A 20,618-nucleotide genomic window follows, 5' to 3' on the forward strand; every position below is an offset into this window, starting at 1 on the left:
GCGTCTGGCGGAGAGCACCATGCGAGCCTTGCTGACCTATCTGCGTGCCAAGCTGCCGTCCCGTGAGCAGCTGCGCAACAACCGTTTCCTGCGCTGGCTGGGGCCGGGGCTGTTTTGTCCGGGGCTGTGGTGTTTCCGCCGCCGTACCGTGGCGCTGGGCGTGGCCATCGGCGTGTTTTTCGGCATGCTGGTGCCGGTGGGGCAAAGCCCGCTGGCGGCGGCCTGCGCCCTGCTGTTGCGCGCCAATCTGCCGGTCGCCATTACCAGCACGCTCGTCAGCAATCCGCTGACCTACGCCCCCATCTATTATCTGGCCCACCAGCTGGGCATCACGCTGGCGCCGGGTCTGGAGCAGGTCAGCCTGCCGGCCATCGGCGGCCTGGGCTGGCTGGACAGCGTGCTGGCGCTGGGTTTGCCGCTGCTGCTGGGGCTGGCGGTGTTTGCCGTGGTGCTCAGCCCGCTGAGCTATCTGCTGACGCTGCAGCTGTGGGTATGGCAAACGCGCTGGCGTCGTCGCCACCGTCATCTGCGCCACGCCGCCGGCTGAGTGTTCGCGCCGGATTTGCCTCAGTAACCGCCGCCGCCGATCCGCTGTTCCTGGGCAAAGGGCGGGCGGCGGTTTTGCAATGCTTCGAGCATGATCAGCTCGGCGTCGGTGTGGTTGATGACGTCCTTGGTCGGCACGATGATCTTGCCGTCGATCCAGTAGGGCTGGTCGTGGTAGACGGTGCTGTATTCGATGGCCTTGCGCGGATCGGCCGTCGGCGCGAGCACCACATGGCCGTAGCACAGGCAGAAATAGCTGCGCTGGCCGTGCGCTTCCAGATAGCAGCCGGTGCCGCGGATGCCCAGCGTCACCGCCTGCGTGCTGATGGTTTTCGGCCCCGGCCCGAATACCGACAGCATCTTGCCGCTGTGCAGCTTGATGAACTGCTCGGCGGCGGCCACGCCCAGCGTCACCTTGCTGTTGGCGCGCAGCAGATAGGCGTCGCGATCCAGCGTGAACACCGCCTCGCCGTCGGCGCCGGTGCTGACCTCGTCGCCCCAGCTGACCAGTTGCCCCACCACGGCGGCTTTGCCGTTGATGCGCACCGTGCCCTTGACCTTCTGCAGCCCCGGCTTGGGCAGGAAAAACGCGCCGGCGACCGCGCGGTTGCCGACGATCAGCAGGCTGCCGGCCAGCCATTGCAGCAGTGTGCGGCGGGAAAGGGCTTTGCTCATGGGGTGCCTCCTATGGCCGTCAAGCCTTTTTCCAGCAAGGCTTTGCGGTAGATACCATACAGTTTTCGTTCCGGCGCCTGGCTTTCCAGCGCTTCGAGCAGCGCCAGCGCGGCGTTGCGGCTGCCGCTGGCGAGCGCGTGTTGCAGCTCGTCCCAGCCTAGCTGTTCTTCCGCGCTCAGCCAGGGCGCTGCGGGGTCGAGCGGCAGGCACAGGCCGACGGGCTGCTGCCGCCCCTTGACCTGCACGGTGTCGATGGCAAGGCAGCGGATGGCCGGCGTGACGGCCTGCGCCAGTTCGCTGCTGACCAGCAGCGGCACGTCGTAATGGCGCGTCTGCGCCTCCAGCCTTGCGGCGACGTTCACCGCGTCGCCCATCACCGTATAGGCGCGGCGAAAGCGCGAACCCATATTGCCCACGCGCATTTCGCCGCAATGCAGGCCGATCCCCATCGCCAGCTGTGGCCAGCCGCGTGCGGCGAAGTCGCGATTGAGCAGCGCCATGCGCCGCTGCATCGCCAGCGCGGCGGCGACCGCATGGCGCGCATGCTCGGCGTCGGGCAAGGGCGCGCCCCAGAAGGCCATCACCGCGTCGCCGATGTATTTGTCGATGGTGCCCTGGTGCGCGTGGATTTCCTCGGTCATGGCGGTGAGGTAGGCGTTGACCAGCTCGGCCAGCGCGTCCGGCGGCAGCGCCTCGGCCACGGCGGTGAAGTTGCGCAGGTCGGCGAAGAGCACGGTCAGCTCGCGGTTTTCCGCCTTCATGTCGAACTGCTCCGGGTCGGCCTGCATGCGCGCGACCAGCTCGGGCGGCACGTATTCGCCGAACAGCTTCATCAGCTGCCGGCGCTGCCGGCCTTCCAGCCAGCGCGCGGCAACCACGAACCACAGATAGGGCAGCGCGATGGCCAAAAGCGGCGCGACCAGCGGCAGCAGCAGGCGCTGGCCGAACCACGCCCAGCCCACAGCGAGCAGCAGCAGCGCCAGCGCGCCGCCGGCCCAGGCCTGGCTGGCGGCAAAGCCGGCGGCAGGCAGCCGCCAGATCATCAGTGCGCCCAGCAGCAGCGTCGCCAGCGCGCCAAACAGCGGCGCCCAGGCCGGCTCCTGCGGCAGCGTGTCGGTGAGCAGCCCCAGCAGCGTGGCGGCCTGCGCCTCGACGCCGGGAAACAGCGGCGACACCGGCGTGGCGCGGATGTCCTGCAGGCCCGGCGCGGTCGCGCCGATCAGCACGATTCTGTCTTTAAGGGTATTGGCTGGCAGCCTTTTTTCAATAATGGCTGCAGCCGAATAGGTGGGCAGGGTATTGGGCGGGCCATAGAAGGGAATGCGGATGCGGCCGTGTGCGTCGGTGGCAATGCGTCGCCCGTCCAGCAGCACGCCGTCGAGCCGGCCGCTGTCGCCCAGCCAGGCGGGGCTGATCGTGTCGCGGCTGGCGAGTCGCGCGGCGAGGCTGGCGTACAGCGCCTCATCGAGCCGGATCAACAAGGGCAGTCGCCGCACGATGCCGTCGTCGTCGATCTCCGGGTTGAGGAAGCCGGCCCTGGGCAGGCCGCCGGCCAGCGCGGCGTGCGTGCCGCCGTAGCCCTGCGCGGTGACGAACCAGGCCAGCTGCGCGGGCGGGCCGCGCCAGTCCGGCTGCGGCAGCGCGCCGCTGCGGGCCGCATCCGGCGTGAAATAGTAACCGGCGACCACGTCCAGCCGGCGCGCGCGCTCGGCAAAGGCGGCGTCGGGCGCCAGCGCATCCCGCCATTCGCTGGCCAGCGCCGTGCAGTCGGCCGCGGGCAGGCGCTGGCACAGTGCATCCCAGCGGTCCTGCAACGGATTGTGCTCGGTTTCGGCCAGCACGATGTCGAGCCCGCTGCGCGCCACGCCGTAATGACCGTCAAGCGTATCGAGCAGGGTGGCGAGCGTCGCGCGCGGCCAGGGCCAGCGGCCGACGCTGGCGAGGCTGGCTTCGTCGATGGCGATGACGGCGACGCGGTCGGCCGGCAGCTGCCCGGTGGCGGTGGCGCGGATGCGCGCGTCCTCGCTCCAGCGCTCCAGCTGCGTGACGGGCGCCAGCGCCAGCCAGCCCAGCGCATGCAGCACCAGCACGGCAAGCAGCGCACAAACCAGCAGACGGCTCAGCGAAAGGGGGGGCAGGCGCATGGCGGACACGGCGGGGAAGGATGCCTGCAGTGAAGGCCAGTCCCCGGCCGATTGCAAGGCCGGCCGAATCACGCTTCCGGCTGGATAAAAGCCGCGCTTTGGCGCAAGCTGGCACCGCCATGACTCTGACACATACCGTATGAATGCCCCCGACCGCGTGCACTACCAGAAACGCCTGCAGCGCGTGCTTGGCCATATCGAAGCCCATCTGGCCGAGCCGCTGGACCTGGCACGGCTGGCGGCGGTGGCCCATTTCTCGCCGTTTCATTTCCAGCGCATTTTCAGCGCACTGATGGGCGAAAGCCCGCAGGACTACATCCGGCGCCTGCGGCTGGAACGCGCCGCCAACCAGTTGCTGGTCAACAAGCGTCGCAGCGTGCTTGATGTCGCGCTGTGCAACGGCTTTGAAACCCAGCACGGCTTTGCCAAGGCCTTTCGCAAGCATTTCGGCCGTTCGGCCACGCAATGGCGCTCCGATCGCGATGTCTGGCACTGGAATGGCTATCGCTGGGCCTGGCAGGAGGAGCGCAATCCCGGACAAATCCCCGGCAATTTCAGACATATGTATCAGATCGACGGCCCCTATGCTGCCGAACGGATTGCCGCACTGCGTGAATTGCAGCAGGGTGAGCGACCGAAATGCATTGTCGGGCTGCAGATTTGCCAGTTGCCCAGTTATCACGCGGCCGTGTTTCGCCGCATGGGGCACGAGCTGGAACAGCCGCTGGCGCACTGGCGCGAGGTGCTGGATTGGGCCGAGCTGCAGGGCATACCGCTGGCTGGAGGGATGGGGCTGTGCATCTGTCACGACAACATCCACATCACGCCCGAGCGCATGTTGCGCCTGGATACCGGCATGGTATTGCCGGCGGATTACCCGCCGGACGGCGTGACGAGCCGGGTGGATACCGAGGCGGGCCGTTATCTGGTGCTGCAGTTTCACGGGCGGATTTTCGAGGAAACGGTGGCGCTGGCCTGGTTGTGGGGACACTGGTTCGATGCCAATCCCTACGAACCCGATGACCGGCCGGCGCTGTACCGGGTGCCCTATCAGCCGCTGGATCTGGCACCGGACGCGCGCTATCGCTTCGACATCTGCATTCCGGTGCGTTTCCTGTAAGAACCCAGCAACTACGCCGTCGCGGCCACTTTGATGAGTCATTAAGGGGGCTGGAATGCTGACACGTTTTGATTATCTGATGCTGCTGAGCACCGGGCTGGCGCTGCTCGCATTGCTGTTCACGCAGGCGGGCGGCTCGCGCAGCCAGGCATCGTCCGGGGCGTCCGTGCCCGCGTCCGCGCCGCACTACCTGCCGCCGGCACCGTGCGTGCGCCTGGCCTATCTGCCCGGTTTTTCTGCCTGCAGTACCGAGTTGGCACAAGAGCGCGTTTCATGTCGCCTGGATGCCACGTCCGGCCATCTGAAAAGCGGCGGGTGCTGGTCGGCGCAGGCGTAAACTGGCATTGTCGGCCCCGGTTGTGCCGACAAGAGAGTGCGTGATGATGCGAATGCTGACGGCCAGTGTGCTGGCCTGCCTGTGTGGCATGGTGCATGCCAGTGATCTGACGCTGATGGTGGGTGACAATCCGCCGTTCAATTCCTTTCGGGGCAGTCGCCCGGAAGGCGTTGCCGTGCAGATTGTCGACATGATGTTGCAGCGGGCCAATCTGTCGGTAAGCTACATCGGCTACCCGTGGGCGCGCGCCTTCAATCTGGCGCAAAGCGAAAAAAACCACTGCGTCTTTACGCTGGGCCGCATCCCGGAGCGGGAGCCGCTGTTCGAATGGATCGGCCCGATTTCCGTCAACCAGTGGGTCTTTTTCGGCCTGCGCGAGCGGCGGCTGGCGCTGAAAAGCCTGGACGATGCACGGCAGTTTACGGTGACCGGCCAGCGCAAGGATGCCAAGGCGATGTGGCTGGAGTCGCAGGGCTTCAGCATCGATTACGCCACCACGGAAAGCCAGTCGTTGAAAAAAGTACAGGCTGGTCGGGTCGACCTTTATCCGGCCGGGCTGTACAGCCTGCCCGAACTGGCGGAAAAAGCCGAGGTCGACCCGGCCTTGTTCGAGCCCTTGCTGGTCTTCAACCGGGTCGACAATTACCTGGGCTGCAGCAAATCGACCAACCCCGAAGTGCTCAAGCGTTTGCGGGCAGCGCTGGCCAGCATGAAGGCCGACAAGAGTTTCGAGCGCATCACCGCACGTGGTCTGGCTGACTTCAGTGATCCCCGTCATTAGGCTTTCTTCAGCTGACTAGCCTTATTGCCGGGCCTGTCACCGTAGTAGTGTTGGCTGCAAGAACACATTGCCAATGAGTCGCCATGACCCGAATAATCCCCGGTCTGCTGTTGTCCCTCGTCCTGGGGACATCGTATTCCAGCGACCTGACCATGCTGATCGGCGACAATCCGCCGTTCAACTCCTTTCGCGAAAGCCGTCCCGAGGGATTGGCGGTGCAGATTGTCGATGTGATGCTGCAGCGCTCCGGCCTGTCGGTCAGGTATGCCGAATACCCGTGGAGCCGCGCACAGAAGCTGGCACAAACCGAGCCAGGGCATTGCGTATATACGCTCAGCCGTTTGCCAGAGCGTGAAAATGCCTACGAATGGATCGGCCCGATTGCCGTCAATCCCTGGACTTTTTTTGCGCTGCGCGAACGCCGGATCAAGCTGAAGGGGCTGGATGATGCGCGTCAGTACACGATTGCCGGCCAGCGCAACGATGGCAAGGCGATCTGGCTGGAGTCACAGGGCTTTGTCCTTGATTACGCGGCGAAGGAAAGCCAGGGCTTGAAAAAGGTGGCCAGTGGGCGTCTCGATCTCTTTCCGGGGGGGGCTTTACAGCCTGCCGGAGCTGGCCGCGCAAGCCGAAGTCGACCCCGCCCGCTTCGAACCCCTGCTGATGTTTCACCGCATCGAGTATTACATTGCCTGCAACAAAAATACCGCCCCCGAAAAGCTGCAGCGCTTGCGGCAGGCGCTGTCCGGCATGAAGGCCGACAAGAGTTTCGAGCGCCTCACTGCACGCGGTATGGCCGGGTTGGCCGAACCCGTGCGCGGAAAACGCTAAGCCGCATTGTGGTTCCGCCGGGCACGTGGCGCCGAGGCCTCAGGGCTTGAGTGCGTCGAGCCGCGCCAGCCATTCTGCAGGCACGGCCTTGCTGCACATGATGTAGCGCTGCTCTCCCTGTGGCATGTCGTGTAGCTGCAGCGTTGCAAGCTGCCCGCCTGCCTCGCCGGCCTGCTCGATCAGGCTGCTGGCTTCTTCGGGGGCCAGCAGCAGGTAATCGGCGCGACGCGCCTGAATCATCTTCAGCATCTGCTGGTTTTCAACGCCCACCGCCTGGCGCAAGGGCTGGTAGCGCGCAATCAGGGCATCCAGCGCGCCGTAGGAATACGCTTTTTTCACCAGCAGCGTGATGTCGCGCCGTGCCAGCAGGGCGGGCAGACTGAGCGCTTTTCTGACCGCCAGGTTGTCGCTGCGGCTGAGCACCACCAGCGGTGCATCGCGGTAAATGGCCTTGCTGAAGCGGGCAAATCCTTCGCGTTCCGGATTCTTGAACCAGCCCACACCGCAATCCAGTCCTTGCCCGGACTGGATCAGCGCCAGTTGCCGGGCCGGCGGTGTTTCCGCCAGTTCAAATCGGATGCCCGCCTTGTGCAGCAGGCGCTCGCTTGCTTGACCGACCAGCCCGGCCAGATGGACATCCTGGCGCCACTGATAGGGGGGGCGGTGGTGATAATGCAGGGTTAGTATGTCGTCGGCGGCGATGGCCGGCAGGCAGCACAGCGCCGCGAGCAGGGAGAAAATCCAGCGCATTTCGATATCCAGCTGTCAAAGCTGATTAGATTTTAGTCAATCCTGTTTCAGATTGCGGTGCAATGATCGCGGGTGTCTGCCAGTGGCGACGCTGCTGCGCGCGTATGGCTTAAGATGGCCGACTGCCCGGCCGCACGATGGGCCCCTTCCTGTATGACCCGATCCGGAACACGCGATGCTCAGTAGTACTTTCATGTTTGCAGCCGGTGACTATGACGCCGATTTTTATGAACTCGACGCCCGCATCGCCAGCATGGCGCGGGCCATTCCCGGTTATCTGGGGGAAGAAAGCTGGGAAAACCCGCAGACCGGCCAGATCGCCAATGTCTATTACTGGGAAAACGAAGCGGCGCTGCAACAGCTGATGCAGCACCCCGACCATCTGGCTGCCAAGCGCGAACAGGCGCGCTGGCTCAATGGTTATCAGGTCGTGATTGCCGAGGTGAAGGGCGTGTATGGCGATGGCCGGCTGGCGCATCCGCTGGCGGCACTGGCGAACAAGCGCAGGCAATGACAAGCACGGCACCGGCCTTGCCGCTATGGTCGGCACCCCACAGACGACACCGCCCGGCCTGGCCGCTGGCGCAGAAGACCGATCATGTTCAAGAAAATCGAATGCGTATGCATCCACACCCGCAATATTGACCAGTCGCTGGCGTTTTATGCCTCGGTCGGCCTGCAGAAACACTGGGAAATCGAGCGTGCGCTCGACAATGGCCGGAGCTGGCGGCTGATCGGGCTGAAATTTCCGCAAAACGCCGGCTCCGAGCTGGTGCTGAGCAATCACCCCGATAATGCCTTCACCGAAATCGAAATTCTGGTCGACGACGTGCGGCAGGCCCACGCCGAGCTGAGTGGCAAGCCGGGAGTGACATGGATCAGGGAGCCCTTCGCGACCGAGTCCGGCCACGTCGCGGTGATGCAGGCGCCGGACGGGAATGTGTTTGTGCTGGTGGGCAGGTGAGGCCCCGGTTCAACGGGATGGCGGATCAAGGACACGGGCAAACGGGAAGTTGACGATATATGTCAGACAGTGGGAGTATTCACCTCATTTTCCATTTCGCAAGCGATGGCCATGCAACGCATCGAACTCGAATTGTTTGCCGATTATTTCCAGTTTTATTTGCAGGATGAAGACTGCCAGAACGACCTCTCCGAGGCGTGGACCGCTGAGGCCGTACGCGATCTGCTTGCTGTTGCACCGGGGATTGTCGGCGTCGGCACCATGCGCAATATGGATGTGCCGGTCGCCATCGATCTGCGCGAGGGGGAGCCCGACATCCAGTTCGGTGACTGGGACCATATCAGTGAATTTTCGATCGACGTGCCCAGCGGCAAGCTGGTTGTCGCTGGCTGCTCGGACTATTTCCCAAAGGCGACCCGAATCCCGCTGGAGCCTGGTTCGTATCAGGGGCGCGTACTTTGCCAAGGACTAGCCACGCTGAGCGAGGATGGGCTTGAGGGCCAGGATCATTACACCGTGCAGCTCTGGCCTGGCACAGCGCGTCCGGGCCGCGTCATCAAGGCATGGCAGCAGGGCTGATTCAGCGTGCTGCCTGAGGACCTGTGCCCTGCTCTTAGATAGGAAGTGATTGCAATGGGTATAAGGCTGGAGCCTTTTAAAGCAAAAGGCTTTGGCCATATCACCATATAGGTATATGGTCAGGGCGTTCCCAGCAGTACATCATTGGCGTGCCGGGTCTGGCTGAGCAGGAATTCCGCCGTGCCGACCTTGCGGTAGCCGTGCGCCAGGTAGAAGGCGCTCGCACGCGTATTGCGGGAATTGACCGTCAGCCACAGGGGGCTGGCGGCCAGCTGGCGCGCGGCGTTTTCGGCGGCGCGCAGCAGCGCCCGGCCAAGGCCCTGGCGGTGGCAGTGTTCCTGCACGTACAGCGTTTCCAGCTCGGCGCGCGCCGCGTCGGCGTCCGGGCAGCGCTGGCCGAAGGCGACGACGGCGAAACCGAGCAGATTGCCGCCCCGTTCGGCGACGAGGACGCTTTTGCCAGGATCAGTGAGCAGCGCCGCGTAGCGGGCGGGCGTGAAGGCGTCGAGCACGTAATCGGCGATTTCCGCGGAAATGCCTGCATCGGCATAGGTGTGCAGCCAGACCTGGCTGGCGAGCACGGCCAGCCGGGCTGCGTCACCGGCTTGACCGTGACGCACGACGACACCCGTCATGGCCTACTTCACCCCATACACCTGCCACAGCACCAGTGCCCACATCGCGAACAGGTTGACGAGGCAGACAAGCTGGGCGGCGCTGCCGAGGTCCTTGGCGCGTTTGGCCAGGGCGTGGTGTTCCAGCGAGGTGTGGTCCACCGCCGCTTCCACGGCGGAGTTCAGCAGCTCGACGATCACGCTGGCGACGTGGCTGCCGATCAGCACGGCCGTGCCCCAGCCGGGCAGCGGCAGCGCCAGCGCGGCGATGACGCCGACGATGGCCAGCAGCGAGACCTGGCGAAAGGCCGCCTCGTTGTCCCAGCCGGCCTTCAGGCCGTCCAGCGAGTAACCCAGTGCATTCAATACACGACGTATGCCTGTCTTGCCTTTGAAGGGGCTTTCTTTCACGCGGATACTCCAGTTGGTATGGTGGAATTCGGCTCGAAAACGCTGGCGTAGATGGTGTAATTGGTCAGCATCAGCACCGGAAAGACCACGAGCAGGCCCAGTAGCCAGGGCAGGCTGCCGATGACGATCAGTCCCAGGCCCAGCACGCCCATGGCGCACAGTGGCAGCAGGTTGCGCCAGAAGGCCAGCAGCGACAGCTTCATCGCCTCGCCGGGGCGCAGGCCCTGCAGCAGCACCAGCTGCGGGGCGAAAAAATAGCTGCTGTACACCAGCAGCAGGCTGGCGAAAATGGTGAGCGCCAGCGGCCAGTAGGCGAGCAGCTCGGGGATTTGCTCGGGGCTGGTCTTCGGGTCGTTCAGTTTCGCCAGCAGCTCGGCGGGCAGCGTGGCCTCGACGAGCTGGGTCAGCAGCAGCATCACCACGGTCATCAGCACGAAGTAGTAAAGCCCGACGCGGATCAGTGGCACGGGCTGATGCCGCAGCCCGGCGAACAGGTCGGCGATCTGCGGTGTGCGTCCGGTGTTCTGCTGCTCGCGCGCGGCGGCGACAAAGCTGGCCAGCAGCCCCGGCATGAGCACGGCGCTGACAATGGCGCCGAGCACCGGAATCAGCATGACGATCAGCGTCATGACGATCAGCAGTGACGACAGCGCCAGCCAGGCCAGCGGCGCGCCGCGAAACAGCGCAAAGGCGGCGGCCAGCCACTGCCAGCAGTCGATGACGCGGCGGCGGCGCGGTTCGAGCTGGTTGTCGATGATGAGGTCGGTCTGGTCCATGGGCGTCGCGGAAAAAGTGGGCAGGGGGCAATCGTAGCAGCGACGGCGCTTTCCGTGTCAGCCGGGCAGTATCGGCCGGCAGTGTGAAACGGCCGTGAAGGCCTTCGCCAATGCGTGGCGCCGTTCACTCACGCAAGAAACATCGAAAACCATTTACCACAGAGGCACAGAGGAAAAGACAAGGTTCTGTCCCTGCACCATGCTGTGTCACAGAAGCATGGGCAACCACTTCGTCATACCGGCGTCCCACTGGGATTCCCTGCGGTCAAAGCCGGTATCCAGACTGAATCGTTAACCGGAACCACTGGATTGCGGCCTGTGCCGGAATGACGAATTCAAGACCACAGCACGGTTCCTGATTATGTCTCTGCTGCAGAATCGTCATTCGCGCGTACGCGGGAATGACGATGACGGTGTGAAATCAAGCGTTGCTCTGGATGCCCGCCTTCGCGGGCATGACGAAAAAAGGGTTTCTGAAAGAGAGGCACATAATCAGGACACGGTTTTGGCTCATAGCCAAAGACAAATCCGGAGCAAGGCCGTTCGCTGATGTCCATGGAACGGCGGCGGTTTCTGTGCCTCCGAGTCTCTGTGGTGGGTTTGGGTCTTGGCTTCAGCGTCTTGCTTGCCGGCAGGTCTTGCTATCGGCAAGGCCTTGTGTGGCTGTGTTCATGACGTCGGGTGCGCTACACTCACGGAACTTTTCCGGGAATGGGCAACTCTGCCGTTTCATGATGCTGCGCCGTCTTGTGCTGATCCTGCTGATGTGTGTCCTGCCGCTGCAAGCGTTTGCCGCGGCGGCGATGATGCATTGCCAGCCGCAGGCCGCGTCCTGCGCCGACGGCGCTTGCGCGGGAGCCGCGCACGACCATGCCGCCGGCACGGCCGCGCATGCGCACGACGATGACCTCGGCGGCCATGCGCAGGCCGCGCCGGATGCCGATCACTCCGCCCAGGCCGCCGCGCCGGATCATGACCCGTCCGACCGTGCGCCGGCCGGCAAGCTCGCCGGCTGCAGCGACTGCGGCCACTGCGCCGTGTGCTCGCCGGCGCTGTCGCCGCTGAGCGTGCACGTTCCGCCTCCCGCCGATCCCCGTTTTGCCCTGCCGCTCGCCGCCCTGGCGCCGGTGGGCGAATACGCGCCGCTGCTGCGCCCGCCCCGCCTGGGCTGATCTCCCCGCGTCCAAGCCTGCCTGCCGTTCCAGACGGCGCGGCCGCTTGCCGACGCCCGCCCCGGCAGCGCCACGAGCGATGGCGCGCCGGCCCGCCGCCCCGTGCGGCACGGGTGGCCCCTGCGCCACCCCGCTGGAGATCTCTTACCATGACCAGAATGCACCATCCCGGCCGCTGGCTGGGTGGCCTGCTGCTGTGGCCCTTGCTGGCCATCGCACAGGCCGCCGCCGCGCCGCCGGACTACCCGCCGCCCGCCTGGCTGGGCGACGCACCGCGTCTTGCCACCGAGCTGGCCGCGCCGCCGCTGACCTTCGATCGCGTCACGCGCATCGCGCTGCTGTCCGCCCCCGGACTGTGGGATGCCTATCGCGCGCACGGCATCAGTCCGGCACAACTCGCGCGCCTGCCGCACTGGCGGGACGCCGCGCCGCTGTCCGTGCGCCGCGACGTCCTCGGGCTCGACGCCGCACCGCTCGCCCGCGCTCAGCTCACCGAGGCCGTGCTGGCCCAGGTTGCCGCGGCCCGTCTGGACTGGCTGCGGCTGGCGCTGGCCGACCAGCAGCTGGCGCTGTGCCGGCAGCAGCAGCAGGCGGCGCAGGCCGCGCTGACGCTGATGCAGGCGCAGTATCGCGCCGGCAACGCCGCCGAGGACAAGCTCTTGCCGGTGCAACTGGCCGCCCGCCGCGCCGACGCGGATGTGCTCGACTGCCGCGCCAGCGCCGCTGCCGCCCGCCGCGATCTGGCGCAGCGGCTCGGCCTGCCGCCGGGCAGCGCGCTTGCGGCCGCGCCGTTGCCGGAACTGCCGGCGATCCTGCCGGCGCAGGACGCCATCGCCGCCCTTGCCGCGCAAAGCCCGGCTGCGCGGCTGCGCGCGCAGGCGCTCGCCACCGAGGCGAAACTGCTGCCGGCGCGCGGCGCCACGCGCGGCGTCAGTCTGCCCCTGCTGCACGGTTTCGACGCCGAAGCCATGCCGCCGGTCAGCGGCGAGCAGCTTGCCGCCTGGCGGGCCGAACAGGAGGCCGATGCGCAGCTTGCCGCCGAATACGCCGGGCTGACGCTGGCCAGACAGCGGTATGCGCTGCTGGCCGAGCAATTGCCGGATGCCCGGCGCTATACCCGGGTGATGCTGACGCACTACAACGGCATGCTCGGCAGCGTGTACGAGCTGATCGCCGCGCGCGCCGCCGAGTTCGCGCTGCAGCGCGAGCTGCTCGAACAGCAGGCCGCCTTCTGGCAGCACTGGCTGGCGCTCGACGCGCGTCTGGCCGGCGCGCTGGAGAGTGATTTCCCGCAGTCCGCACCGTCTTCCCCCGTCGCCACGCCGGCGGCCACGCACAAGGAGCACGACCATGCAGCGCCGTGATTTTCTCGGGGTCAGCGCTGGCGCGCTGGCCAGTCTTGGTCTTGCAGGTATTGCCACGCAAGCCAATGCCAGCAAAGGCTCTGGCGATACACCCGTGGCGGTAAAGGGTGGGCGCACGCCGGTGACGACGCTGAATACCCGTACGCTGGGTTTTCGCATGAACAATGGCGTGAAGGAATACCACCTGATCGCCGAAGCCATCGAACAGGAAGTCGCCCCCGGCATGACGGCGCTGTTCTGGGGCTATAACGGCAGCAGCCCGGGGCCGACCATCGAGGCCATCGAGGGTGATCGCGTGCGCATTTTCGTCAGCAACAAGCTGCCCGAGCACACCACCATCCACTGGCACGGCATCCTGCTGCCGGCCGGCATGGACGGCGTGGGCGGGCTGACGCAGCCGCAGATCAAGCCGGGCGAAACCTATGTCTACGAGTTCACCCTCGGCAAATCCGGCACCTTCATGTACCACCCGCACGCTGACGAAATGGTGCAGATGGCGCAGGGCATGATGGGCATGTTCATCGTGCATCCGAAAAACCCTGCCGAGCGCCGTGTCGACCGCGATTACGCCTTCATGCTGGCCAGCTACAAGATCGACCCCGGCACGCGCCGGCCCGATCCGGCGGAAATGCTCGATTTCAACCTGTGGACCTTCAACAGCCGCACCTTCCCGGCGATTGCGCCGCTGGTGGCGCGCACCGGCGAACGGGTGCGCATCCGCGTGGCCAACCTGACAATGACCAATCACCCGGTGCATGTGCACGGCGTCGATTTCCGCGTCACCGGCACCGACGGCGGCTGGATTCCCGAGGCCGGGCAATGGCCAGAAGTGACGACCGATGTCGCGGTCGGGCAGATCCGCGTGATCGAGTTCGTCGCCAAGGCGCCGGGCGACTGGGCGCTGCACTGTCACAAATCGCACCACACCATGGGGCCGATGGGGCATGGCGTGCCCAATATGCTCGGTGTCGACCAGGCCGCCGCCACGCAGCAGATCGAGGCGCTGCTGCCCGGTCAGCACTATATGGAAATGGGCACGAACGGCATGGCCGAAATGCAGGACATGGCGGCCATGGCGGCGATGATGCCGCTGCCGCCCAACACCCTGCCGATGATGACCGGTGAAGGGCCGTTCGGGCCGATTGAAATGGGCGGCATGTTCACGCTGCTCAAGGTGCGCGATGAGCTGCAGCCGGGCGATTACAGCGACCCCGGCTGGTACGAACACCCACCGGGTACCGTCGCCAGACCGGCAGACAGCAAGGCCTTCAGCGGCATACCCATCTGAACATCATTCACGACAACGATACTGAAACACAGAGAAATACCAGGGCCGGAGCAACAGGCAGAATGATCACAAGCCCATGCTTTTCGCTGTGCCTCTGTGGTTCAAGACTTTTTGAATAAGGAAACATCATGAAAACCACCCTGATCATCACATCCTTCCTGCTGGCGCTGTCCGCGCCCGTCGCTTTTGCCGCCGGTGCCGGCGATCACGACCATGGCAGCATGCATGGCGCGGCCTACAGCTTTGGCGAGCCGGGCAAGGCCGCCGAGGTCACGCGCACCATCAAGGTTGGCATGGGCGATGACATGAAATTCGTGTTCGACCCGCCCATCGGCAGCATCAAGCGTGGCGAGACCATCCGTTTCGAGGTCAGCAACGCCGGCAAGCAGGTGCACGAATTCTCGGTGGGCGACGCCGCCAGCCAGCGCGCGCACGCCGCGATGATGAAGAAAATGCCCGACATGAAGCACGACGCCGACCCGAGCGCGGTGACGCTGGAGCCGGGCAAAAGCGGCAGCGTGATCTGGAAGTTCAGCAAGGCCCCGCAGGGCGACATCGTGTTCGCCTGCCAGAAGCCGGGCCACTACGAGGCCGGGATGGTGCACAAGGCCAAGCTGAAATAAGAAAGTTTCGCTGTCGTGTGAAAGAACGCCCCTGCCCTTGCAGCAGCCGAGAAGCGCAGCGGCCAACAGGGTTTCGCGGGTGAGATGTTTGAGCCCGCAGGGCGAGTTTCGAACCCGCGCTGTTGGTCGCGAGCATCGCAGGGAACCCCGCGTAGCGGGGCTGCGGTCACCGCACAGCTTGGCGGCTTGCCGCCTAGCGGCGCGCGATGCAGAGCTAGGGCGCGCCTTGGGGGTGTCGGGGGGCTTGGCAAGACAAGCCCCCTGACGTGCCGCCGGCACACCGGCACTTAACACCGCGCCGCAGGCGCTGAAAAATCATCCTTTCCGAAGCAGATACAGTAATCAACACCAGAATACCCACAAACCCATAACGATACAGCCATCACTTGCAAAGGCCTTCCAACCCATACCCAAGGATATGATCATGAAAAACCGCATCCTGGCCGTACTGGCCACACTTGTTTCCGCCTCCGTGCTCGCCGCCCCGGCGGGGACGATGTACAAGGACCCGAACTGCGGCTGCTGCGGCGAGCACGCCAAGCACCTGCGCGCGGCCGGTTACAGCATCAAGGAAGAAGGGCGCAGCGACATGCCGGCGATCAAGCAGAAATACGGCACCGACAAGGCGGCCAGCTGCCACACGCTGGTGATCGGCGGCTACGCCGTCGAAGGCCACGTTCCCGCCGCCGCCATCGCCAAATTGCTGAAGGAAAAACCGGCCGCCAAGGGCATCGCGGTGCCCGGCATGCCGGCCAATTCGCCGGGAATGGGCGAGTACAAGCCCGGGACGATAGACGTCGTGCTGATCGCCAGGGACGGCAGCGTGAAGCCCTACGGGCGCTTCTGAGCGGCAAGTCGGCAAGGCCGGGCAAATGCCGGCGCGGCGGATGTTTTATAAAGTCCGTTTCCCCTGGCGAGGACCTGTGCCATGCAAGACCCCCGTATCGTGCATTCCCCAGCGCGGCTGTTGCATGGCCGCAATCTGCAGACCAGCATGCGCGACGGCCGCAGCCAGATTGAGGTGCCTGCTGCCTGGCAGCGCGTGCTGGGCGAGCGCCTGCTGGAGAACCTGCCCAAGCGCCGCGAGCCGCAGCGGCTGAGCGTGGCCTATGGCGCGGTGTGGGATTTCCGCCCGGACGACCTGTCGTTCAACTACCTGATGGGCGTCGAGGTGCTGCCGGGCAGCGCGCCGCAGCCCGGCATCAGCGCGCTGCTGCTGCCCGAGGGCGAGTACGCGGTGTTCTGCTCGCGGGTGGCGCGCAGCGAGGCGGAGTTTCATGCCGTCATCGGCGAATGCTGGGCGTTCGCGCTCGACGACTGGCTGCCGCGCAGCGGCCGCCGCCAGCGCCATGCGCCGTCGTTCGAATACTACGACGAGCGCGCCGAGCCCGCGCTGGCCGAACGCGTGATCGAACTGTGGCTGCCGCTGGCGGCGGCGTAGCCCGCACCGCGCCTGCTGGCGCCGCGCGTCGTGCAGCTTGCGGATAGGGCTGGCGCATACATGAGTATGTATGTAGCTGCAGCCATTTCAGAATTTGGCCTGTGGATTTATACCTGCCTGTTGGTTCATTTGCTGTGCATGCCGGCCATCGTCGTGCTGCGTCATCGCCGCTGGCTGCCGGCTATAGTCAGCTTCCCTTTTTGCCTTTTCCGGAGGCGTGCGATGAACGTGTATATCGACGGTTTCCTGCTGCCGCTGCCCTCAGCCAGCCTCGCAGCCTATCGAGCGACCGCCGGGCTGGCGGGCGAGGTGTGGATGAGTCATGGCGCGCTGGCTTACTGGGAATGCCTGGCGGACGATCTGGACGTTGAAGGGGTGCGCTCGTTCCGGGTTGCCGCCGATTGCACGGCGGACGAGACGGTGGTGTTTTCCTGGATCGTGTTCGCGTCCAGAGCCGACCGCGACCGCATCAATGCCGCCGTGCTGGCCGATCCGCGCATGCAGCCGCTGATGCAGGTTGAGGCCATGCCCTTCGATTGCGGGCGCATGGCCTATGGCGGTTTCACGCCACTGGTGGTCATGGAACAGGGAAATCTCAACAGAATCTAGCTAGCCTGCTCAGCAACTCGTCATGCCGGCGGAGGCCGGCATCCAGTGCGCCGCACGAACAGGCATTGCAACTGGATTCCGGCTTTCGCCGGAATGACGAATCGTACTTGGCTGAGTTACCCAATCAAATCAGGAAACAGCAAGAGTCTAGCGCCACAGGCTCAGCATCGGCTCGGTGCTGACCGCCCTCAGGATGTCGGTTTTCGAGACAAAGCCCACCAGCTTTTCCGCGCCATCGACAATCGGCACGCCGTCCAGCTGTTCGCTCAGCAGCAGTTCGGTGAGATGGCGCAGGTCGGTGTCGGGCTCGGCGGTGATGACCGGGGTGCGCATCACGCTGGCGACCGGGCGCAGCAGGGCGCCGCGCAGCGTGTCGCCATCGACGATGAGCAGGCGCAAGAGATCACGGTCGCTGACGAGGCCGACCAGCCGCGAGCCATCAACGACCGGGCACTGGTGGATGTGATGCTCATGCAGCAGGGTCCAGGCATTGGCCACCGTTTCACCAGACGCGACGGTGATCACCGGGCTGCTCATCACCTCGCGGCACTGGTGCACCGGGCCGCGCTCGCGTTCCGGGTGGCTGGCGTACTGGCTGACCGCGCGGCGACCGCTCAGCGGCAGCGCCGAGGTGATGGCCGATTCTTCGTTCTGCACGCCGATGGGCGACACGCGCCGGCTGGCGGCCAGCTCGCTCACGCCGCCCAGCTGATCGCGCGAGCCGCGAAACACCCGCCCGGTAATGCCATAGACCGAAAACATGCCTGCTCCCGACAATCAAACCCTGCTGCTGCGACGATAGGCCAGTTGCCGCCTGCCGGCCAGCGTGGTGCAGCGGCTGTTGCTTGCGGCTGACATCGCCCTGTCGCGCCATCCTGGGGCAGGGCATAATCGTGTTCATCCCTTCCTCCGCCGCCCGCCATGAGCAACGACCTTCCTCCTCCTGATCCGGCCACGCTGGTCACGCTGGCGCGCTTTGACAGCCTGCCCGAGGCGGCCATCCTGCGCGGCTTGCTGGAAAGCAGCGACATTCCGGTGCGCCTGTCCGACGCCTATACCGTGCAGGGCAATCCGCTGCTGGCGGGGGCAATCGGCGGCCTGCGCGTTGAGGTGCCCGCCGGGCGGCTGGCCGAGGCACGGCAGGTGCTGAGCGCCTGGCAGGCGGGGCAGCTGGCACTGGACGAGCCCGATAGCGAGCCCGCCCGCCCGCCTTGCGAGCCCATGCCCAGGCTGTGGCAGCCGGACTGGGCTGCCGTGCTGGCCGTGCCGCTGGGTCCCTGGTTTGCCATGCTGTTGCACTATCTGAACTGGCGCAGTCTTGGCAATGTCGTGCAGGCGCGCCGGGAGCTGCACTGGCTGAGCGGCATGCTGCTGGCTACCGCCGCAGCAGTCGCCTACGCCTGGTGGGGACCGGGCGAGGTGGTCGCCTTGCTGGCGATGGCCATGCTGCTGTCCTTGCCGGTGCTGCTGTTCTGGTATCTGGCGCGTGGCCGCGCGCAAAGCCGCCTGCTCTTGCCCTGGCCCTATCCACGCCGGCCCATGTGGCTTGCCTTTGTGCTTGGCGGGCTGTTGACCGCCACGTTCTGGTTCGCGGTCGAGCTGGCCTTTCGCCTGGGGGTGCCGGTGGATGAGCGGGTGGCAGCGCTGGTGCACAGTGCCGGCAAGCTGCCGCAACAGGTGGACGAGCTCACCACGCGCATTGCCGTGCGCGCCGAGGGGCCAGTGCTGGCGGAAGTCCTGCAGGTCAGCGGTATCGAGCCCGACGCCGCCATGCTGGATGCGGCCTTCCGCGCCGATCTCTGGCGCAGTTGCCGCGATGGCCAGATTGCCGCCCTGCTGGCGCGCGGCATGATCATTGATGTGCGTTTTGTCGATCCTGCCGGCCAGCCGCTGGGCGGTTACCGGATACGCGGCGAGGATTGCCAGTCGGCGCGCTGAGCGGTCGAATGCACGGACTGCTTGATCATGCAGGAGCTTGTCATGCTTTCACTGGGCTTGCTGTATTGCCTTGCCTTGCTCGTTCTCACGGTGGCATCGGTCGTCGTGCTGAAACGCCGCCACTGCCTTTCTATTGCGGTGAAAGGTGCCTTTGGCTGCGTGGGCGTGCTGCTGGCCGCGTCCTTTATCTATGGCTTGTTCAACCGCTTCGGTTTCTGGCACGCCGTCAGCCCGCCCGGCATCGACTCAGGCATCGGCTACGCCATACTTGCCTGCATTAGCGCAGGACCGCCGGTGTTTATCGCGGGCGGCTGGCTCGCTGTCGCCGGCGCACATGCCATGAGAAACAAAAAAGCACGGAGCGAGTGAGGGCCTGCACGCCGACAGCACGACTGGTCGTCACCATGACAAAAGGGGCCCTGCTGGGCCCCTTTTGTCATGGCTTGGTGCGCCGCTCAGTGGACGCAGGCTTCCGACTGGCGCGCGATCATCAGCTCTTCATTGGTCGGCACGACATACACGGCCACCTTGCTGTCGTCGCTGGAAATGCGGCGCGGCTCGCCCGAACGCACGGCATTGGCCGCCGGGTCGAGGATGACGCCCAGCCAGGCCAGCTGCGCGCAGACTTCGGCGCGCGTCTCGGTGTCGTTCTCGCCGATGCCGGCGGTGAACACCAGCGCATCGATGCCCTGCAGTGCGGCGGCCAGCGAGCCGGTTTCGCGCGCAATGCGCGAAACGAAGTAATCCGTTGCCAGTTTGGCGCGGGCTTCCTTGCTGGAACGCAGGTCGCGCATGTCGCTGGAGATGCCCGACAGGCCCAAGAGGCCCGACTGCTTGTACAGCAGCGTTTCGATCTGCTTGGCATCCATCTTCAGGTGGTTGAGCAGATGCAGCACCACGCCGGCATCGATCGAGCCGGTACGTGTGCCCATCGGCAGGCCTTCCAGCGCGGTGAAACCCATGGTCGAGGCAATGCCCTTGCACTCGAGCAGTGCGGCCATCGACGAGCCGTTGCCCAGGTGGGCGACGACGGTGCGGCCGTTGGCCGCGCGCGCGTCGATCTGCGGCAGCACGCTGGCGATGTATTCGTAGGACAGGCCATGGAAGCCATAGCGGCGAATGCCTTCCTGCTGGCTGAATTCATACGGCAGTGCGTAGAGCTGGTTCAGCTCGGGCTGGTTGGCGTGAAATGCGGTATCGAAGCAGGCCACCTGCGGTACATCGGGCAAGAGGCCCTGCAGGATCTTGATCGGCGTGATGTTGTGCGGCTCGTGCAGCGGAGCGAGCGGGATCAGCTTTTCCAGCTCGGTAATCACGGCGGCATCGATGCGCACCGGTTTGGAGAATTTCACGCCGCCATGCACGACGCGATGGCCGATCACGGCAATCTTGCGGCCATTGATCACGCCATTGAGCCAGGCCAGCATGTGGCGCAGCGCCTCGTCATGATTCTTGGCGGTGCCGGGAATGGCATCGGCCACCAGCTTGTTGTCGGCCGCGTCCTTGGCGGTGAATTTCGGCTCGACATAAATGCCATCGGCCAGACCCTTGTACAGCAGCACGGGGTCGGCGCCGGCGCCGGCCTCGAACAGCGAAAACTTGATGCTGCTGGAGCCGGCGTTGATGACAAGAACGAGTTCGTTGGTGGCGGTCAT

Annotated in this window: 25 protein-coding genes; 17 read left to right on the forward strand and 8 right to left on the reverse strand. The window is 65.3% G+C overall.

What is annotated here, in order from left to right; all coding sequences use genetic code 11:
• The first annotated feature begins 19 nt into the window (after positions 1-19).
• Positions 20-547 (forward strand): DUF2062 domain-containing protein, encoded by a 528-nt coding sequence (locus C515_RS0101005; RefSeq protein ID WP_028454003.1) that lies wholly within the window; start codon positions 20-22, stop codon positions 545-547.
• 20 nt (positions 548-567) lie between these two features.
• Here C515_RS0101005 and C515_RS18925 read toward each other — a convergent pair whose 3' ends face one another.
• Together C515_RS18925 and C515_RS18930 are read right to left on the reverse strand one after the other, a co-directional pair.
• Positions 568-1,221 carry a FecR family protein gene (locus tag C515_RS18925; RefSeq protein ID WP_051304490.1) on the reverse strand — a complete coding sequence of 218 codons (654 nt, stop codon included), beginning with the start codon at positions 1,219-1,221 and terminating at the stop codon, positions 568-570.
• Positions 1,218-3,365 (reverse strand): CHASE2 domain-containing protein, encoded by a 2,148-nt coding sequence (locus C515_RS18930; protein WP_043647600.1) that lies wholly within the window; start codon positions 3,363-3,365, stop codon positions 1,218-1,220. Before C515_RS18930 ends, C515_RS18925 begins: the two co-directional genes overlap by 4 nt.
• A 139-nt stretch (positions 3,366-3,504) precedes the next feature.
• Here C515_RS18930 and C515_RS22110 point away from each other — a divergent pair, with 139 nt between their 5' ends.
• The 4 genes from C515_RS22110 (at position 3,505) to C515_RS23380 (ending at position 6,484) form a co-directional block, all read left to right on the forward strand.
• Positions 3,505-4,485 carry an AraC family transcriptional regulator gene (locus tag C515_RS22110; RefSeq protein WP_028454004.1) on the forward strand — a complete coding sequence of 327 codons (981 nt, stop codon included), beginning with the start codon at positions 3,505-3,507 and terminating at the stop codon, positions 4,483-4,485.
• Between the two features lie 55 nt (positions 4,486-4,540).
• Entirely contained in the window at positions 4,541-4,822 is a 282-nt protein-coding gene (locus tag C515_RS0101025; RefSeq protein WP_028454005.1) for a hypothetical protein, read from the forward strand.
• Between the two features lie 43 nt (positions 4,823-4,865).
• Positions 4,866-5,603, forward strand: a complete 738-nt coding sequence (locus C515_RS22115) for a substrate-binding periplasmic protein (protein WP_081686674.1) — start codon at positions 4,866-4,868, stop codon at positions 5,601-5,603.
• A gap of 83 nt (positions 5,604-5,686) precedes the next feature.
• A complete protein-coding gene (locus tag C515_RS23380) occupies positions 5,687-6,484 on the forward strand; it encodes a substrate-binding periplasmic protein (RefSeq protein WP_144290289.1) in 798 nt (265 codons plus the stop codon).
• Here C515_RS23380 and C515_RS0101040 read toward each other — a convergent pair.
• Positions 6,474-7,184 carry a substrate-binding periplasmic protein gene (locus C515_RS0101040; protein ID WP_043647602.1) on the reverse strand — a complete coding sequence of 237 codons (711 nt, stop codon included), beginning with the start codon at positions 7,182-7,184 and terminating at the stop codon, positions 6,474-6,476. The genes C515_RS23380 and C515_RS0101040 overlap by 11 nt on opposite strands.
• A gap of 175 nt (positions 7,185-7,359) precedes the next feature.
• On the opposite strand from C515_RS0101040, the gene C515_RS0101045 reads away from it, so the two are divergent.
• From C515_RS0101045 to C515_RS18945, 3 genes are all read left to right on the forward strand, one after another.
• Positions 7,360-7,698 (forward strand): antibiotic biosynthesis monooxygenase family protein, encoded by a 339-nt coding sequence (locus C515_RS0101045; protein ID WP_028454008.1) that lies wholly within the window; start codon positions 7,360-7,362, stop codon positions 7,696-7,698.
• Between the two features lie 84 nt (positions 7,699-7,782).
• On the forward strand, positions 7,783-8,148 hold the full coding sequence (locus C515_RS0101050; protein ID WP_028454009.1) for a VOC family protein: 366 nt from the start codon (positions 7,783-7,785) through the stop codon (positions 8,146-8,148).
• Positions 8,149-8,259: 111 nt separating this feature from the next.
• Positions 8,260-8,727 carry a hypothetical protein gene (locus C515_RS18945; RefSeq protein WP_051304531.1) on the forward strand — a complete coding sequence of 156 codons (468 nt, stop codon included), beginning with the start codon at positions 8,260-8,262 and terminating at the stop codon, positions 8,725-8,727.
• 119 nt (positions 8,728-8,846) lie between these two features.
• Here the strand turns inward: C515_RS18945 and C515_RS0101060 are convergent, their stop codons facing one another.
• From C515_RS0101060 to C515_RS0101070, 3 genes are read right to left on the reverse strand one after another with little or no spacing between them, the layout of a single operon-like run.
• Positions 8,847-9,362, reverse strand: a complete 516-nt coding sequence (locus C515_RS0101060) for a GNAT family N-acetyltransferase (protein WP_028454010.1) — start codon at positions 9,360-9,362, stop codon at positions 8,847-8,849.
• A 3-nt stretch (positions 9,363-9,365) separates the two neighbouring features.
• Positions 9,366-9,758, reverse strand: a complete 393-nt coding sequence (locus C515_RS0101065) for a diacylglycerol kinase (RefSeq protein WP_028454011.1) — start codon at positions 9,756-9,758, stop codon at positions 9,366-9,368.
• Positions 9,749-10,528: a BPSS1780 family membrane protein gene (locus C515_RS0101070; RefSeq protein ID WP_028454012.1), complete on the reverse strand. Its 780-nt coding sequence runs from the start codon at positions 10,526-10,528 to the stop codon at positions 9,749-9,751. The genes C515_RS0101065 and C515_RS0101070 overlap by 10 nt, the downstream gene beginning before the upstream one ends.
• A gap of 731 nt (positions 10,529-11,259) precedes the next feature.
• Between C515_RS0101070 and C515_RS0101075 the strand changes: the two genes are divergently transcribed.
• The 7 genes from C515_RS0101075 (at position 11,260) to C515_RS0101105 (ending at position 17,025) form a co-directional block, all read left to right on the forward strand.
• Entirely contained in the window at positions 11,260-11,700 is a 441-nt protein-coding gene (locus C515_RS0101075; protein WP_028454013.1) for a hypothetical protein, read from the forward strand.
• Between the two features lie 149 nt (positions 11,701-11,849).
• Positions 11,850-13,064, forward strand: a complete 1,215-nt coding sequence (locus C515_RS0101080) for a TolC family protein (protein ID WP_144290290.1) — start codon at positions 11,850-11,852, stop codon at positions 13,062-13,064.
• The gene (locus C515_RS0101085; RefSeq protein WP_028454015.1) at positions 13,051-14,352 is read left to right on the forward strand and encodes a multicopper oxidase family protein; all 1,302 of its coding nucleotides are present in this window, start codon (positions 13,051-13,053) and stop codon (positions 14,350-14,352) included. Before C515_RS0101080 ends, C515_RS0101085 begins: the two co-directional genes overlap by 14 nt.
• Positions 14,353-14,480: 128 nt before the next feature.
• A complete protein-coding gene (locus C515_RS0101090) occupies positions 14,481-14,975 on the forward strand; it encodes a cupredoxin domain-containing protein (RefSeq protein WP_028454016.1) in 495 nt (164 codons plus the stop codon).
• A 424-nt stretch (positions 14,976-15,399) separates the two neighbouring features.
• Entirely contained in the window at positions 15,400-15,822 is a 423-nt protein-coding gene (locus C515_RS0101095; protein ID WP_043647711.1) for a DUF411 domain-containing protein, read from the forward strand.
• Between the two features lie 81 nt (positions 15,823-15,903).
• Complete coding sequence (locus tag C515_RS0101100; protein ID WP_081686675.1) at positions 15,904-16,416, forward strand: GyrI-like domain-containing protein; 513 nt, start codon at positions 15,904-15,906, stop codon at positions 16,414-16,416.
• A 222-nt stretch (positions 16,417-16,638) separates the two neighbouring features.
• Complete coding sequence (locus C515_RS0101105) at positions 16,639-17,025, forward strand: DUF1428 domain-containing protein (RefSeq protein WP_028454019.1); 387 nt, start codon at positions 16,639-16,641, stop codon at positions 17,023-17,025.
• A 147-nt stretch (positions 17,026-17,172) separates the two neighbouring features.
• On the opposite strand, the gene C515_RS0101110 is transcribed toward C515_RS0101105, so the two are convergent.
• Positions 17,173-17,787 carry a CBS domain-containing protein gene (locus tag C515_RS0101110; RefSeq protein ID WP_028454020.1) on the reverse strand — a complete coding sequence of 205 codons (615 nt, stop codon included), beginning with the start codon at positions 17,785-17,787 and terminating at the stop codon, positions 17,173-17,175.
• 159 nt (positions 17,788-17,946) lie between these two features.
• On the opposite strand from C515_RS0101110, the gene C515_RS18950 reads away from it, so the two are divergent.
• Together C515_RS18950 and C515_RS18955 are read left to right on the forward strand one after the other, a co-directional pair.
• Positions 17,947-18,963 (forward strand): putative signal transducing protein, encoded by a 1,017-nt coding sequence (locus tag C515_RS18950; protein WP_043647604.1) that lies wholly within the window; start codon positions 17,947-17,949, stop codon positions 18,961-18,963.
• A 42-nt stretch (positions 18,964-19,005) separates the two neighbouring features.
• Entirely contained in the window at positions 19,006-19,332 is a 327-nt protein-coding gene (locus tag C515_RS18955) for a hypothetical protein (protein WP_043647606.1), read from the forward strand.
• Positions 19,333-19,418: 86 nt separating this feature from the next.
• Here C515_RS18955 and C515_RS0101125 read toward each other — a convergent pair whose 3' ends face one another.
• Positions 19,419-20,618, reverse strand: a complete 1,200-nt coding sequence (locus C515_RS0101125; RefSeq protein ID WP_028454021.1) for an acetate/propionate family kinase — start codon at positions 20,616-20,618, stop codon at positions 19,419-19,421.

The sequence above is a fragment of the Chitinilyticum litopenaei DSM 21440 genome, assembly GCF_000428145.1.
Classification (GTDB): domain Bacteria; phylum Pseudomonadota; class Gammaproteobacteria; order Burkholderiales; family Chitinibacteraceae; genus Chitinilyticum; species Chitinilyticum litopenaei.

Bases quoted from the DNA above. Each gene is read 5' to 3' on its own strand.
- C515_RS0101005 (WP_028454003.1), top strand. From the start codon at position 20: ATGCGAGCCTTGCTGACCTATCTGCGTGCCAAGCTGCCGTCCCGTGAG.
- C515_RS18925 (WP_051304490.1), bottom strand. From the start codon at position 1,221: ATGAGCAAAGCCCTTTCCCGCCGCACACTGCTGCAATGGCTGGCCGGC.
- C515_RS18930 (WP_043647600.1), bottom strand. From the start codon at position 3,365: ATGCGCCTGCCCCCCCTTTCGCTGAGCCGTCTGCTGGTTTGTGCGCTG.
- C515_RS22110 (WP_028454004.1), top strand. From the start codon at position 3,505: ATGAATGCCCCCGACCGCGTGCACTACCAGAAACGCCTGCAGCGCGTG.
- C515_RS0101025 (WP_028454005.1), top strand. From the start codon at position 4,541: ATGCTGACACGTTTTGATTATCTGATGCTGCTGAGCACCGGGCTGGCG.
- C515_RS22115 (WP_081686674.1), top strand. From the start codon at position 4,866: ATGATGCGAATGCTGACGGCCAGTGTGCTGGCCTGCCTGTGTGGCATG.
- C515_RS23380 (WP_144290289.1), top strand. From the start codon at position 5,687: ATGACCCGAATAATCCCCGGTCTGCTGTTGTCCCTCGTCCTGGGGACA.
- C515_RS0101040 (WP_043647602.1), bottom strand. From the start codon at position 7,184: ATGCGCTGGATTTTCTCCCTGCTCGCGGCGCTGTGCTGCCTGCCGGCC.
- C515_RS0101045 (WP_028454008.1), top strand. From the start codon at position 7,360: ATGCTCAGTAGTACTTTCATGTTTGCAGCCGGTGACTATGACGCCGAT.
- C515_RS0101050 (WP_028454009.1), top strand. From the start codon at position 7,783: ATGTTCAAGAAAATCGAATGCGTATGCATCCACACCCGCAATATTGAC.
- C515_RS18945 (WP_051304531.1), top strand. From the start codon at position 8,260: ATGCAACGCATCGAACTCGAATTGTTTGCCGATTATTTCCAGTTTTAT.
- C515_RS0101060 (WP_028454010.1), bottom strand. From the start codon at position 9,362: ATGACGGGTGTCGTCGTGCGTCACGGTCAAGCCGGTGACGCAGCCCGG.
- C515_RS0101070 (WP_028454012.1), bottom strand. From the start codon at position 10,528: ATGGACCAGACCGACCTCATCATCGACAACCAGCTCGAACCGCGCCGC.
- C515_RS0101075 (WP_028454013.1), top strand. From the start codon at position 11,260: ATGATGCTGCGCCGTCTTGTGCTGATCCTGCTGATGTGTGTCCTGCCG.
- C515_RS0101080 (WP_144290290.1), top strand. From the start codon at position 11,850: ATGACCAGAATGCACCATCCCGGCCGCTGGCTGGGTGGCCTGCTGCTG.
- C515_RS0101085 (WP_028454015.1), top strand. From the start codon at position 13,051: ATGCAGCGCCGTGATTTTCTCGGGGTCAGCGCTGGCGCGCTGGCCAGT.
- C515_RS0101090 (WP_028454016.1), top strand. From the start codon at position 14,481: ATGAAAACCACCCTGATCATCACATCCTTCCTGCTGGCGCTGTCCGCG.
- C515_RS0101095 (WP_043647711.1), top strand. From the start codon at position 15,400: ATGAAAAACCGCATCCTGGCCGTACTGGCCACACTTGTTTCCGCCTCC.
- C515_RS0101100 (WP_081686675.1), top strand. From the start codon at position 15,904: ATGCAAGACCCCCGTATCGTGCATTCCCCAGCGCGGCTGTTGCATGGC.
- C515_RS0101105 (WP_028454019.1), top strand. From the start codon at position 16,639: ATGAACGTGTATATCGACGGTTTCCTGCTGCCGCTGCCCTCAGCCAGC.
- C515_RS0101110 (WP_028454020.1), bottom strand. From the start codon at position 17,787: ATGTTTTCGGTCTATGGCATTACCGGGCGGGTGTTTCGCGGCTCGCGC.
- C515_RS18950 (WP_043647604.1), top strand. From the start codon at position 17,947: ATGAGCAACGACCTTCCTCCTCCTGATCCGGCCACGCTGGTCACGCTG.
- C515_RS18955 (WP_043647606.1), top strand. From the start codon at position 19,006: ATGCTTTCACTGGGCTTGCTGTATTGCCTTGCCTTGCTCGTTCTCACG.
- C515_RS0101125 (WP_028454021.1), bottom strand. From the start codon at position 20,618: ATGACCGCCACCAACGAACTCGTTCTTGTCATCAACGCCGGCTCCAGC.